This is a genomic window from Pseudonocardia autotrophica, assembly GCF_003945385.1.
Taxonomy (GTDB): Bacteria; Actinomycetota; Actinomycetes; order Mycobacteriales; family Pseudonocardiaceae; genus Pseudonocardia; species Pseudonocardia autotrophica.
The window spans coordinates 3,405,915-3,419,595 of the sequence record NZ_AP018920.1 but is presented as its reverse complement, the minus strand read 5'-3'; the positions used below and the strand labels follow the sequence as shown (position 1 = coordinate 3,419,595).

Below are 13,681 nucleotides of genomic sequence, written 5' to 3'. Positions count from 1 at the left end.
TCGTCCCCGGCCGCCCCGGGCCCAGCCCCGGTAGGCCCGTCCTCGACCGACCCGGCCGCAGCCCTGACCGGCCCGCGCCGGCTCGCCCCGGGCCGATTCCCGGCCGCCCCGGCACCGGTCCCGCTCAGGGGGTCGCCGGGTCGTCGTCGCCGGTGTCGAGCACCGGCCGCACCTCGACGGTCCCGGCCGGGCAGAGCGCAGCGAGCCGCAGCGCGACGTCGAGATCGACGGCCTCGATCACGTAGAAACCACCGAGGGCCTCCTTGGTGTCGGCGAACGGGCCGTCGGTGACCATCGGGGTCGCACCGTCCCCGCGCCGCACCGTGGTCGCCGACGTCGACCGCTCCAGTGCCTCACCGCCGACCACGCTCGCCCCGGCCGCGCGGACCGCCGCCATGAACTCCTCGTGCAGCCGCATCTCTTCGGCGATCCCCTGCTCGTCGACGTCGTCGTACCAGTCCTCGGAGTCGAACATCAGGAACACGTACCGGGCCATCGTGGCTCCCCTCGGATGGGCGGATCGACCGGCCGGTCCGGCGCCGCCACCCTCCTGACGAACGGCCCAGCCCGGAATCGACACCACCTTCTCATCCGGTGTGTGATCCGGCTCTCAGTCGCCGCAGCATCCGGGCGTCGCCGAACCCGACGTCCCTGGCGGCCGCCTCGGCCGTCCAGCCCTGCCCGATCAGCGCTTCGGCCCGTTCGATCCGCAGCGCCTGCTGGTACTGCAGGGGTGTGCGGCCGGTGGCCGCCCGGAACCGGCGGGTCAGGGTGCGCTCGCTGACCCGGGCCGACCGGGCCAGCACAGCGAGCGGGACGGTCTCGGTGAAGCGCGCGTCGAGTACGTCCTGGGCCCGGTGCACGGCGTCGACGAGATGGTCTCGGTGCCGCAGCATCGTGCTCGCCTGCGGATCGGATCCGTTGCGCCGGGCCGGGACGACCATCGAGCGGGCGATCCGCGCCGCCGGTGCCGGTCCGTGCTCGACCGCCACCAGGTGCAGGGCCAGGTCGATCCCGCTGGCGATGCCGGCGGACGTCACGATCCGGTCGTCGGCGACGTAGAGCACGTCCGGCACCACCCGCACCGCCGGGAACCGGCGGGCGAGCGCATTTTGGATGTCGTGGTGGGTGGTCGCCCGGCGGCCGTCCAGGAGCCCGGCCTCGGCGAGCGAGAAGGCGCCGGCGCACACGCTCATCACCCGCCCGCCCGCGTCGTGATGTGCCCGGACCCACTCGAGCAGGTCCGCGGAGAGCCCGCCGCGGGGCTCCCGGTCCCCGATCCGGTGCCCCGGCACGACGACGACGTCGGACCGGTCCGGCAGCGGTGCCCCGGTCCGCACGGTCAGCGGGACACCCTGGTGGCTGGTGATCGTCTCCCGGTCGCCGACGTAGGACAGCGGGTAGCCCAGTCCCAGGTCGGCCGCCGTGGAGAACACCTGGGCGGGCCCGGCGAGATCGAGCAGGTGCACCCGCGGCGGGACGACGAACACGACGCCGGTCACGACGCCAGGTGACCGGCCAGCGTGGTCACCGTCGCGAACCGGTGCTGCAGCGCGCTCGCGGTGCGCTGCAGCACCTGTGCGGGGTCGAGCACGCCGTCGCCGTCCCAGCTCGGCAGCGGCATCGTCGCCGTCGCGTCCAGCACGAACTCGACGCCGTATCCGAGATCGGAGGCCAGCCGGGCGGTGGTCTCGCAGCACTGCTCGGTGCGGATCCCGCACACCACGACGTCGGTCACCCCGGCCGCGCGCAGCCGTTCGTCCAGATCGGTGGAGCTGAACGCGTTGTGCGTCGTCTTGTGCAGCACCGGCTCCGCGGCCGACGGTTCGAGCCCGGGGAGCAGCCGGACGTGCTCGCCGGCCGGGTCGAACACCGTCCCGGTGCCGGGCTCGGTGTGCAGGATCCAGAACACCTGACGGCCCCGGGCGCGGGTGTGCCGCACGAGCTCCCGCACCCGGTCCGCGATGTCCGGGGTGGACACGCCCGCCCAGTCGCCGGGCCGGGCCCGGAACGACTCCTGCACATCGATCACCAGCAGCGCTGTCGTCACACGCTCAGCCTGCCCGCGCCGCGGACCCGCCGACAGGGTCCGGCCGGTCCGGAACCGGAACGATCCGGTCAGCCGGTGCGCCGAGCTCCAGCCGCGGCCAGCCGGCCAGGTCGCGCAGCAGCTGCCGGTCGTGGGTCGCCACCACGACCGCAGCATCCGTGTCCCGCAGCGCCCCGGTCAGCTCGTCGACCAGCGTCGCCGACAGGTGGTTGGTCGGCTCGTCGAGCAGGATCAGCCCGGGCCGCCCGGCGAGGGCCAGCGCCAGGTCGAGGCGACGGCGCTGCCCCTGCGACATCCGGCCGACCGGGACCGTCATCGCGTCCCGGTCCAGTAGCCCGAGCGCGCCGAGCGGCACCGCCGCGGCGTCGGTGAGCACGCCGCGCGCGACCAGCCGCCCCACGTACCGGGCATGCACCTCCCGGGCGGTGAGCTGGGGGTCGGACGCCGCGGTCTCCTGGGTGACCCGGGCGATCCGGGCCCCGGCGGCGATCCGCAGGTACCCACGGTCCGGAGCGAGATCACCGGCCAGGACGGCGAGCAGGGTCGATTTCCCGGCACCGTTCGGCCCGGTCACGAGCAGCCGGTCACCCCCGTCGAGGGTGAGATGGACCGGGCCGGTGAGCCGCCCGTGCACGGCCACCCCGTGCGCCCGCAGCTGCGGCGCCCCACGACGGACGCCGAGATCCGGCCACCGCAGCGACGGCGGCGGGGTCGGCACGTCGAGGCGGTGCGCGTCCAGCGCGTCCTGCTGCCGGTTCAGTGCCTGCACGACGCCCGGTGCCCTGGACTGCCGCTGGTGCTTGCCGGTCCCCTTGTCCGGGCGCCAGCCGGTGCTGAGCCGGTCCCGTGCCCGGGTGACGGCGTCGGCCAGCCTGCGGTGTTCGGCCTGCTGCTCCTCGTGGTCCCGGATCCAGCGTTCCCGTTCCCGTCGCCGGCCGTCCTGCCAGGCGTCGTAGCCGCCGGCGTAGAGCCGGGGCAGCCCGTCGCGGGTCGGGTCGAGATCGAGGAACCGGTCGGTGACGGCACGCAGCAGGGCCCGGTCGTGGCTGACGACGGCGAGCCCGCCCGGGTGCTCGCGCAGTGTCGCGGTCAGGAAGTCGAGCCCGGCGGCGTCGAGGTGGTTGGTCGGTTCGTCGAGCAGCAGCACGTCGTGCCGGGCGCCGAGCAGGCACGCCAGCCGGACCCGGTAGCGCTGTCCCACCGAGAGCGTCGCCAGCTCGCGGTCGCGGTCGGTGCAGGCGCCGAGTGCCGCCAACGCGACATCGACGCGGCGTTCGGCGTCCCAGGCGTCGAGCCGGGTGGCCGCGTCGAGCGCGGCGGCGAACCGGTCGTCGGCGCCTGCGACTCCGTCGGTCAGGTCCAGTGTCGCGGCGTCCAGTGCACGCAGTGCCTGTTGCGGTGCCCGCAGCGCCTCGGAGGTCAGCGTGCCCACGGTGTCGCCGGGGTGGGCGGACAGTTCCTGGCGGGCGAGTCCGAGCGTGCCGGCGCGCTGCACGCGCCCCCCGTCGGGGACGACGATGCCGGCCAGGACGTGCAGCAGCGTCGTCTTGCCGCGCCCGTTCTCGCCGACCACGGCGATCCGGGACCGCGCGGACACGGTGACCGTGACGCCGTGCAGGACACGGCGTGCCCCGCGGGTCACGGAGACGCCGTCGGCGCGGACGTGGGCGTCGAACGGGGATTGTTCAGGGTGGTGGTTCACGATGTGCTCCGCAGCTCGCAGTCGAGCCGGGCAGCAGAAGACGGCCGCCCGGCGGGAAACCGGGACGGCGGACGCGATCAGAGTGGAAGGAGAGGCGCCGCCGTCAGCGGGCGCTGCGAACCTTCTGCGACCAGATACCTCGTGCCATGGGATCGACGCTAGCAGCGCCCGGCGCGACCGGCGAGCGGATATCCGCCGGGACGCGGTGCAGGTGGGAGGCGGGTCGTAGCGCTCACCGACCGGTAGAACCCGGACCAGCGGCCGCCGCGGCTCGGTCCGTCCATGCCCCCGGCGGGCTCCCGGTTCAGAACGGCGGCACGTCATCGTCGAGTCCATCGCCGTCGCCATCGCCGTCAACATCGCCGTCGCCGTCAACATCGCCGCTGTCGGCTCGGCCGACGTAAGGGTCCGTTGCCGGACGCATCGCGTCCGCCGCTCCCCCGTTGCTCCCGCTGGTCCCGTTCCTCTCGCTGATCCCGCCGGTCCCGTTGCTCGCGCTGATCCCGCCGGTCCGGCTGCTCCCGCTGCGCGGGCCGGCGTCGGGCGCTGTCGCGTCCCCGGTCCCGAGGTGCGGCCGGTAGTCGTGCGGCCGGGTCGTCTCCCGGCGCCCGCACGGGCTGATCCAGGTGAGCGACCCGTCCTCTCCGGCGACGACCTGCCAGCCGGGTGCGTCTTTGAGTTTGTGGTGGTGCAGGCACAGACCGTGCAGGTTCGCCGCGTCGGTCATACCACCGTCGGCCCAGGGGACGAGGTGGTCGAGATCGCGGATCGGTCTGCTGCACAACGGTCCGCGGCAGATGCCGTCGCGGGCTCGCACCAGATCGGCCAGGTCATCGGGTGGGGCGTAGGTGCTGCGTCCGCGGTCGCGGACCTCTCCCGAGAGCGGGTCCACGACCAGTCGGGCCCATACGCCGCCGGCGGCCAGTGCCCGGGCTGTGGTTGCCGGGATCGGTCCGTGTCCGACCAGTTCGGCCGGGCGGTCGTCGCCGAGCAGTGTGTCGAGCGAGACGACGACCTGGATCAGCGGCTTGCGCCCGATTGCCGCCACCGGATCCGCCCTGGCCGCCAACACCTGAGCGACCACCTCGGCCAGCGCCTCGGGCGACAGACCCGCCGACGCGGCAGTATCGGCGACGCCGGCTTCCCGGGTTCCCCCGGTGGCCCCACAGGATCCGTTAACCCCACGGGATCCGATGGCCCCGCGAGCCCAGCTGGTTGTGGCACCGTCAACCGGTCCGGCACCGGCCGGCCGGGCTGCGCCACCTCCAGCACCTGCACCGCCTCCAGCACCTACACCGGCTGCACCGTCTCCGCCGGCTGCACCGGCTGTCGTGCCCGCACCGACTGTGGCGTTTGCTCCGGCGGCGAGGACCTGGCAGACGGCCTCTCGGACCGCGGCCAGGTCGGTGATCGACACCGTGCCCTGCAAGAGTTGGTGGGCCAGGTCGACCCGCCGCTGCTCCAGCGTGCGCGGGTCGTCGGCGCCCAGGGATCTGGCCAGCCGGTCCACCGACCGCCACGACGCCTCGGTCTGCTCGGCGGCGGCGGAGAGCCACAACGAGGCCATCCCGTCATCGGACCGGCTGATCGACATCCGCCGATCAGCCTTGGCCCGCTCGTGCCGCCGCGCCGCACCCTGCGGGTCCACCCGCGCCACGGTGCGACGCAACCGATCCTGCAACAACCGGCGGGGCGCGGCAGCCGCGCCGGGCAACACTCGTGCCTCGACCTCCCGCGCCACCTCATCGGTCAGGACGCTCGTGGCGTGTGCGATCGCGTCGGCCTTGCGCTCGTCGATCCGGCCCGCCTCCCACTCCGCCAGGGTCGCCGGAAGCACATGCGCGAACCTGACCGCGCCCGCGAGCATGCAGCGGGCCTCCTCCAACGACACCCGCAACGTGAGTGCGACCTGGTCGGGTAACCACCGCCCCACCGGCGCCGCCGCACCCGAATCCGCGCCCGGTGGCGGCGCGCTGCTGCCCGGTGGGTGCCGGTCGGCGAACACGGCCAGCATCCGGGTACGCAGCGCCGAGGCCCAGCGTTCCATCCGCTCGGCACCCTCGACCACATCGAGCAGCTGGGCATCGTCGAGCAGTTCGGGGCTGTCCCCGGCGAGCTGACAGTCCAACGCCAACGCGAAACCCACCGGCCGATCCGGATCCACCGTGACGGCCGGATCGTCATCCCCGCACAGCAGCCCGCACAGCTCGCGGGTCATGCCGTGCGGGCACGGATCGGCCGCGACCGCCTCCGGGCTGAGCAACCCACCATCGATGTCGAACATGTGTTCGAGTCTACCGGGGATTGTGTGCCGCTCTCTAGAACGAATTCCAGGCAATTCCACACAGGACCGAGATCGGGTACGTCCGCGACCGACGGAGGTCGATGATGCGTCGGGCCGGTCGGTGGTCATCCGGCGGAGCTCCCCCACGGCTCCTCTCCTCCTTAGGCCTCATGCGGTGGTGGTCCCACCCACTCGCGCAGTGGGCCATCGGCAGCCCCGCTGTCGTCCATGCCGAGCAGGTCGAGCAGGTCGAGCAGGTCGAGCAGGTCGAGCAGGTCGAGCAGGTCGAGGAGATAGTGGACCTCCTCGGCGTCGATGCGGTGGGAACGCTCCGCCTTGCCGTTCAGCCGCACCGCCGAGCCGTGATGCAGGTGTGCGCGGCGCCCGTGCCGATGGCGCGCCGCCGGGAACCGGACCGGGACTCGGCGCCGTCGGCGGTGAGACCCACGGCGTTCGAGGACGTGATCGAGAGACGCGGCGGCGGTCGCCCAGTCAGCACTCGGCTGGATCGTGAGAGCCCACCGGGTTCAGCCGTTGATCGCGGTGAGCTGGAGCGAGCGGCGCCCGGCCGGTTCCATCGGACTTCCTTGCCTCGACCGCGGCGCCGCGCAGTGATGGGGCGGCATCGTTGCCGGCAGCGACGTACGCCCAGCGCAACCGGAGCCGGTTCTCCGCGGCCTGGGAAGCGACGGCCAGGCAAGCCGCGGCCAGGCACACGGCGACCCCGGGTGCAGTGACCCGGGAAGCGGCGGCCCCGGATGCGGTGGCCTGCGATGCGGCGACCCGGTATGCGGGGGCCTGGGAAGCGGCGGCCCGGCATGCGGTGGCCTGGGATGCGGTGGCGCCGGAAGCGGTGCCCCTCCTCCCCGGCGGGCAGGTACTCCCCCGGCAACCCCGTGCCCGAGCACCCGACAGGCGAGTCGCCCGGAAGAACATGCGGTCCTCAGGTGGGTCCCGGTCCACAGCGAGCCCCGGAGTCGGCAGAACACCGTGCCGTCAGACCGGCTCACACCCGGCTCACCTGCGGATCGGCCCGAGCACGGCGCCCGGGCGCCGACGCAGCCAGCACACCACCCACGACCACCAGCCCCGCGACCAGCTCCGGCACCGACGGCCGCTCCCCGAGCAGCACGATCGCCAGCCCCATCCCCACCACCGGCACCAGCAGCGAGTGCGGCGCCACCACCCCGGCCGGGTAGCGGCGCATCAGCGCCGTCCAGATCCCGGCCCCGAGGACCGTCGCGACCACCGAGAGGTACAGCAGCGCGGCGAGACCGGGCAGACCGTCCCAGGAGAACGCGGCGGCCGTCGCCACCCAGCCGGTCGTCGGCCCCTCGACGACCGCCGACACGGCGAGCAGCGGGACCGGCGGGATCACGCTCATCCACAGTGTCAGGTGCAGCGGATCGACGGCCTCGCCGTCGCGCTGGGCCAGCCGGTTGCACAGGTTCCCGGCGGCCCAGCCGAGCGCACCGAGCAGCGTGAGCGCCACCGGGAGCAGCGCGGCCGTCTGCGCCCGCAGCAGCGCGATCGTCGCCAGCCCGGCGACCGCGACGCCGATCCCGATCCACTGCCGCAGCCGAACCTGCTCACGCAGCAGCAACGCACCCAGCACCAGGGTGAACGGCCCGGACGCCTGCAGCACCAGCGACGCCAGCCCGGCCGGCATCCCGGCGTACATCCCGAGGAACAGGAACAGGAACTGTAGGGCCCCGAAGCCGAGCCCGTACCCGATCAGCCAGCGCAGCGGGACCTTCGGCCGAGGGATCAGCAGCACCGTCGGAACGGCGAGCACGAGCATCCGCAGGGCCGCGAGGAAGATCGGCGGGAAGTGTTCGAGGCCGACGTGGATGGCGATGAAGTTCGCCCCCCACAGCACGGCGACGACGACGGCGAGGCCCCGGTCGCGGACGGTCATGGGATCGACCCTCCGTCATCGACGATCGTGCAGTCCAACGCGTAAATCTGAAACGACCTTGTAGCGTTGCTTCATGGACGTCCGGCGCCTGCGAATCCTGCGCGAACTCGCCGACCGGGGCTCGGTCACCGCGGTCGCCGCCGCCCTGAACTACACCCCGTCCGCGGTGTCCCAGCAGCTCAAGGTGCTGTCCCGGGAGGCCGGTATCGCCCTGACCGTCCCGGACGGACGCGGGCTGCGGCTGACCGAGGCCGGCGCCGCCGTCGTGGCGGGTTCCGAGGACGTCCTCACCGCACTCGGCCGACTCGACGAGACCCTGGCCGGGCTCCGCGAACGCCCGCTCGGCACGGTCCGGGTCGCGCTGTTCCCGTCCGCCGCCCGGCTGCTGCTGCCCGGCCTGCTCCGCCGCGCGGCCGTGCACGACGGCCTGACGCTGTCCTGCCGCGACCGGGACCTGCGCCCGGAGGAGGTTCCGGCGTCCGCGGCCGAGGTCGACGTCGTCGTGACCCACCACGACGAACGCCTCGATCCCTTCACCGGCGGACGGCTGCGGGTCCGGCCGCTGCTGCGCGAGCCGCTGGACGTCGCACTGCCGATCCGTCATCCGCTGGCCGCCCGAGCCGAGGTCGGCCTGGACGACCTGGTCGACGAGGGCTGGATCGGGGTCGGCGTCGGCTGGCCGGTCGACGACGTGCTCCGCTCGCTCGCGCTGGTCACCGGCACCGCACCGCGGGTGGTGCAGCGGATCAACGACTTCTCCGTCACCGAGGAGCTGGTCGCCGACGGGCACGGGGTGGCACTGCTCCCCCGCTACTCCACCGACCACCGGGACGGCTCGCGACTCGCGCTGCGCCCGCTGGCCGGTGTGCGGGCGGCTCGGCTGGTGCACGCGGTCTCCCGTGCCGAGGCCGTCGAACGCCCGGCCGTCCGGCTGGTACTCGACGAGCTGGCCGCGGAGGCCGACGCGGTGCGCGCGAGGGCCGGCTGAGCGCGGAAAGAACGCCGAGCGCGGAAATGGCGCGGCGCTCAGAGCAGCCGGGTGACCTTGTTCAGCCCGTTGTAGCGAACCGGCGAGATCCGCACCGAGGCACCCGAGTAGGGAGCCTCGACCATCTTGCCGTCGCCCAGGTAGATCGCGATGTGGTGGGTCCGGCCGTTGCGTGCCCAGGAGAGCATGTCCCCGCGCCGCATCTCCGAGATCGGGACGAGCCGACCGGCGTTGGCCTGGTTCCCGCTGTAGCGCGGCAGGTTGATCCCGACCCCGGCGAACGCGTAGAGCATCAGCCCGGAACAGTCGAAGCCGACCTTGCGGAAGTCACCGTGCGAGTCGGCGACGCCGCCGTCGCGGATGCCCCGGGTCGGGCCACGTGAGTTGCCGCCACCCCAGGCGTAGATGGTGCCGATCCGGGAGGTCGCCCGGTCGATCACGGTCTCGATCGCCGCCGAGCCGGTTCGCGGCCCCGGCGCCGGGCCGGCGGACGGAGCCGGGCCGGGCGCCGCCCGGGAGCGGGACTCCTGCTGCGCGAGGCGCGCGCTGGCCTCCTCGCGGGCCCGCCGGTCGGCCTCGGCGCGCAGCCGCTCCTGCTCGGCCTGCCAGTCCAGGTAGCGCTGACGCTGGGCGCGCAGACCGGCGTCGGAGTTGGCCGCGTCGTCGAGCCTGGCCTGCACCTCGGCCCGCTCGGACCGAACCGCGTCGAGCCTGCCCTGCTGCTCGTCCGCGGCGGCCGCGGCCGAGCTCAGCGCCTGGTCGGCTGCGGTGGACGCCTCCTCGGCGACGACGCGGCGCCGGTCGGCCTCCTCCTGGGCTGCGCGGGCCAGCGAGTCGGCGTTGGCCTGCGCGATCCGGGCCTGCTGCAGCTGCTCCAGCACCGACGCCTGGTCCTCGCTCAACGAATCGGTGAGCCGCGCCCGGTCCATCAGGTCCTGCGGGTCGGTCGCCCGGGACAGCAGGCCGAGCGGGCCGAGATCGAGGCCGTGGGTGTAGACGTCGCCGACGAACTCGTCGAGCCGGGTACGCGCGTGGTCCACGGCGCGGCCGGCTTCCTCGGTCGCCGCCCTGGCCTCCAGTGCACGCGCGGCGGCCGCGTCGGCCTCCCGGCCGGCGGCGTCGGCGGTGTCGCGCGCCTCCAGTGCCTCCTGCCCGCGCGCGGCGACCTCGATCTGCAGCTCGTCGAGCTGCGCGTCGAGCTCGGCCAGCCGCGCGGTCAGCCGTCCGACCTCGGCGGACCGGTCCTGCACGCTCTGCCGGCTGCGCTCGAGCTCGTCGTCGTCCGGGTTCGGCGGCGGCGGGGGCGGCTGCGCCGGCGACAGACCGGCGGCGGGGAGCACGCCGGGCGCGGGCGCCACCGCCGCGGCACCCACGGCCGGGGTGGCCACGAGCAGTGCGGTCAGCAGCCCCAGCACACCGGCTGCGAGCGGCATCCGGCGACGGTGCCCGCGGGCGGGCCGGAGCACCGACGGCTCGCGCGTCACGGATCGTCCTCCCGGGGAGCGGGTGCCGCACCCGGCGGGGAGCGGCGGCGGTCGCCGGAAGCCTGCCACTCCTGTCACGTGAACACCGTGCGACACACCGGTACCCCACCATCCGGTGCACGGCCGGGCGATCCGGACGGGCCGGAGGGACGACCGCCACACCCGCCTCGCGCTCTTTATAGGACACGCGTACTATTTGGGACAGCAGGGTCCACGCTGCCGCGGACGAGGCGGTGCGCGAGACTCGGACACACGCCGGTGAGCCCCCCGACCTGCGAGCGGGCCGACGCTCACCGCACCGGACGCAGAACGCCCACCACCACGGGAGGACCATCAAGTGGCCAGCACCGACAGCTTCGGCGCCAGAGGACAGCTCGACGTCGGGGGCACCGGTTACGAGATCTTCCGGCTCTCCGCGGTGGAGGGCTCGAAGCGCCTGCCGTTCAGCCTCAAGGTCCTGCTCGAGAACCTGCTCCGCACCGAGGACGGTGCGAACGTCACGGCGGACCACATCAACGCCCTGGCGAACTGGGACCCGCAGGCCGAGCCGGACACCGAGATCCAGTTCACCCCGGCCCGGGTGATCATGCAGGACTTCACCGGCGTCCCCTGTGTCGTCGACCTGGCGACCATGCGCGAGGCCGTGACCGAGATGGGCGGCGACCCGGCCAAGGTCAACCCGCTCGCCCCCGCCGAGCTGGTCATCGACCACTCGGTGATGATCGACTTCTTCGGCACCCCGGACGCGTTCGAGAAGAACATCGAGTTCGAGTACGGCCGCAACAAGGAGCGCTACCAGTTCCTGCGCTGGGGCCAGGGCGCCTTCGACGAGTTCAAGGTCGTCCCGCCCGGCACCGGCATCGTGCACCAGGTCAACATCGAGAACCTGGCGCGGGTGGTCATGCCGCGCAACGGTCAGGCCTACCCGGACACCCTGGTCGGCACCGACTCGCACACCACGATGGTCAACGGCCTCGGCGTGCTGGGCTGGGGCGTCGGCGGCATCGAGGCCGAGGCCGCGATGCTCGGCCAGCCGGTCTCGATGCTGATCCCGAAGGTGCTGGGCTTCAAGCTCACCGGCGAGATCCCGACCGGCGTGACCGCCACCGACGTGGTGCTGACGATCACCGAGATGCTGCGGCGCAAGGGCGTCGTCGGCAAGTTCGTCGAGTTCTACGGCGCCGGCGTCGGCGCGGTGCCGCTGGCCAACCGCGCCACCATCGGCAACATGAGCCCGGAGTTCGGCTCCACCGCGGCGATCTTCCCGATCGACGACGAGACCGTGCGCTACCTCAAGCTGACCGGCCGCTCCGCGGAGCAGATCGCGCTGGTCGAGGGCTACGCCAAGGAGCAGGGTCTCTGGCACGACCCGGACCACGAGCCGGTCTTCTCCGAGACGATGGAGCTGGACCTGTCGACGGTGGTCCCGTCGATCGCCGGCCCGAAGCGCCCGCAGGACCGGATCGCGCTGACCGAGGCCAAGGAGGCGTTCCGCTCCTCGCTGGGCGACTACGCCCAGGGCACCGAGTCCGCGGTGGACGAGGCCGGTAAGGAGAGCTTCCCGGCCAGCGACCCGGCCGCCCCCGCCCACGACGGCAACGGTGGCGGAGCGCCGCGCTCGCCGATCTCGGCCGCGGCCGGCGCCGGCGGGCGGACGAGCAAGCCGACGAAGGTGACCTTGAACGGCGCCGAGTTCGAGATCGACCACGGCGCCGTCGTGATCGCCTCGATCACCTCGTGCACCAACACGTCGAACCCGTCGGTGATGCTCGGCGCCGCACTGCTCGCCAAGAACGCGGTCGACAAGGGCCTGGCCGTCAAGCCGTGGGTGAAGACCTCCATGGCGCCCGGCTCGCAGGTCGTCACCGACTACTACGAGAAGGCCGGTCTCTGGCCCTACCTCGACAAGCTCGGCTACAACCTGGTCGGCTACGGCTGCACCACCTGCATCGGCAACTCCGGCCCGCTGCCGGAGGAGATCTCGCAGGCGGTCAACGAGGCCGACCTCGCGGTGGCGTCGGTGCTGTCGGGCAATCGGAACTTCGAGGGCCGGATCAACCCGGATGTCAAGATGAACTACCTGGCGTCCCCGCCGCTGGTCATCGCCTACGCGCTGGCCGGGACGATGGACTTCGACTTCGAGAACCAGCCGCTGGGCCAGGACTCGGACGGCGCCGACGTCTTCCTGCGCGACATCTGGCCCTCGACCGACGACATCAACTCGGTCGTCGACTCGTCGATCACCTCGGAGATGTTCACCAAGAGCTACTCCGACGTGTTCCGCGGCGACGACCGCTGGCGGGCGCTGCCCACCCCGGAGGGCCGGACCTTCGAGTGGGACCAGAAGTCCACCTACGTCCGCAAGCCCCCGTACTTCGAGGGCATGTCGAGAGACCCGGAGCCGGTCACCGACATCTCCGGTGCCCGTGTGCTGGCGCTGCTCGGCGACTCGGTCACCACCGACCACATCTCGCCGGCCGGCGCGATCAAGCCGGGCACCCCGGCCGCGGTCTACCTGGACGAGAACGGCGTGGAGAAGAAGGACTACAACTCCTTCGGTTCCCGGCGCGGCAACCACGAGGTGATGATCCGCGGCACGTTCGCCAACATCCGGCTGCGCAACCAGCTCCTGGACGCGATCGTCGACGGCGGGGTCTCCGGCGGCTACACCCGCGACTTCACCGCCGAGGGCGGCCCGCAGGCGTTCATCTACGACGCCGCGCAGAGCTACGCCGCGCAGGGCACCCCGCTGGTCGTGCTGGGCGGCAAGGAGTACGGCTCCGGATCGTCGCGGGACTGGGCGGCCAAGGGCACCGCGCTGCTGGGCGTCAAGGCGGTCATCGTCGAGTCGTTCGAGCGGATCCACCGGTCGAACCTGATCGGCATGGGCGTCGTCCCGCTGCAGTTCCCCGACGGCGAGTCGGCGTCGAGCCTCGGTCTGGACGGCACCGAGACCTTCGACATCGCCGGCATCACCGCGCTGAACGACGGGAAGACCCCGAAGTCGGTGACGGTGACCGCGACCAAGGAGTCCGGCGAGACCGTGGAGTTCGACGCCAACGTGCGCATCGACACCCCCGGTGAGGCGGATTACTACCGCAACGGCGGAATCCTGCAGTACGTCCTTCGGGGCATGCTGAAGAGCTGACGCGCTCAACCACCACCGCGGAGCCCGTCGTCCCCTCGTGGGGCGGCGGGCTCCGTGCATCCGGTAGCGCTACGGATTCCGACGATCCGGAACCGTCCTACCTTTTC

The 13,681-nt window shown here is 73.0% G+C and carries 10 protein-coding genes; 2 read left to right on the top strand and 8 right to left on the bottom strand.

The annotated features are described in order from the left end of the window. Positions 1-124: 124 nt before the first annotated feature. The 7 genes from Pdca_RS16110 to Pdca_RS16080 all read right to left on the bottom strand — a co-directional run bounded on the left by Pdca_RS16110 (position 125) and on the right by Pdca_RS16080 (position 7,954). A complete protein-coding gene (locus tag Pdca_RS16110) occupies positions 125-496 on the bottom strand; it encodes a YciI family protein (RefSeq protein ID WP_085912202.1) in 372 nt (123 codons plus the stop codon). 91 nt (positions 497-587) lie between these two features. After that, the gene (locus Pdca_RS16105) at positions 588-1,502 is read right to left on the bottom strand and encodes a GlxA family transcriptional regulator (protein ID WP_085912201.1); all 915 of its coding nucleotides are present in this window, start codon (positions 1,500-1,502) and stop codon (positions 588-590) included. Next, positions 1,499-2,050 (bottom strand): isochorismatase family protein, encoded by a 552-nt coding sequence (locus Pdca_RS16100; RefSeq protein ID WP_174824279.1) that lies wholly within the window; start codon positions 2,048-2,050, stop codon positions 1,499-1,501. Before Pdca_RS16100 ends, Pdca_RS16105 begins: the two co-directional genes overlap by 4 nt. 4 nt (positions 2,051-2,054) lie before the next feature. After that, positions 2,055-3,752 (bottom strand): ABC-F family ATP-binding cassette domain-containing protein, encoded by a 1,698-nt coding sequence (locus Pdca_RS16095; protein WP_085912200.1) that lies wholly within the window; start codon positions 3,750-3,752, stop codon positions 2,055-2,057. Positions 3,753-4,056: 304 nt separating this feature from the next. Further along, the gene (locus Pdca_RS16090; protein ID WP_125911433.1) at positions 4,057-6,165 is read right to left on the bottom strand and encodes an HNH endonuclease signature motif containing protein; all 2,109 of its coding nucleotides are present in this window, start codon (positions 6,163-6,165) and stop codon (positions 4,057-4,059) included. Positions 6,166-6,197: 32 nt separating this feature from the next. Further along, on the bottom strand, positions 6,198-6,389 hold the full coding sequence (locus tag Pdca_RS35605) for a hypothetical protein (RefSeq protein WP_085913821.1): 192 nt from the start codon (positions 6,387-6,389) through the stop codon (positions 6,198-6,200). Between the two features lie 653 nt (positions 6,390-7,042). Further along, positions 7,043-7,954 carry an EamA family transporter gene (locus tag Pdca_RS16080; protein ID WP_085913822.1) on the bottom strand — a complete coding sequence of 304 codons (912 nt, stop codon included), beginning with the start codon at positions 7,952-7,954 and terminating at the stop codon, positions 7,043-7,045. A 73-nt stretch (positions 7,955-8,027) separates the two neighbouring features. Between Pdca_RS16080 and Pdca_RS16075 the strand changes: the two genes are divergently transcribed. Continuing rightward, on the top strand, positions 8,028-8,942 hold the full coding sequence (locus Pdca_RS16075; RefSeq protein WP_085913823.1) for a LysR family transcriptional regulator: 915 nt from the start codon (positions 8,028-8,030) through the stop codon (positions 8,940-8,942). 38 nt (positions 8,943-8,980) lie between these two features. On the opposite strand, the gene Pdca_RS16070 is transcribed toward Pdca_RS16075, so the two are convergent. Continuing rightward, a complete protein-coding gene (locus Pdca_RS16070) occupies positions 8,981-10,426 on the bottom strand; it encodes an NlpC/P60 family protein (RefSeq protein WP_085913824.1) in 1,446 nt (481 codons plus the stop codon). Between the two features lie 337 nt (positions 10,427-10,763). Between Pdca_RS16070 and Pdca_RS16065 the strand changes: the two genes are divergently transcribed. Continuing rightward, a complete protein-coding gene (locus Pdca_RS16065) occupies positions 10,764-13,574 on the top strand; it encodes an aconitate hydratase (protein ID WP_085913825.1) in 2,811 nt (936 codons plus the stop codon). The last annotated feature ends 107 nt before the right edge of the window (positions 13,575-13,681 follow it).

What these genes read in the sequence shown, in the direction of transcription:
- Pdca_RS16110 (WP_085912202.1), bottom strand. Translation starts at nt 496, where the DNA reads ATGGCCCGGTACGTGTTCCTGATGTTCGACTCCGAGGACTGGTACGAC.
- Pdca_RS16090 (WP_125911433.1), bottom strand. Translation starts at nt 6,165, where the DNA reads ATGACCACCGACCGGCCCGACGCATCATCGACCTCCGTCGGTCGCGGA.
- Pdca_RS16080 (WP_085913822.1), bottom strand. Translation starts at nt 7,954, where the DNA reads ATGACCGTCCGCGACCGGGGCCTCGCCGTCGTCGTCGCCGTGCTGTGG.
- Pdca_RS16075 (WP_085913823.1), top strand. Translation starts at nt 8,028, where the DNA reads ATGGACGTCCGGCGCCTGCGAATCCTGCGCGAACTCGCCGACCGGGGC.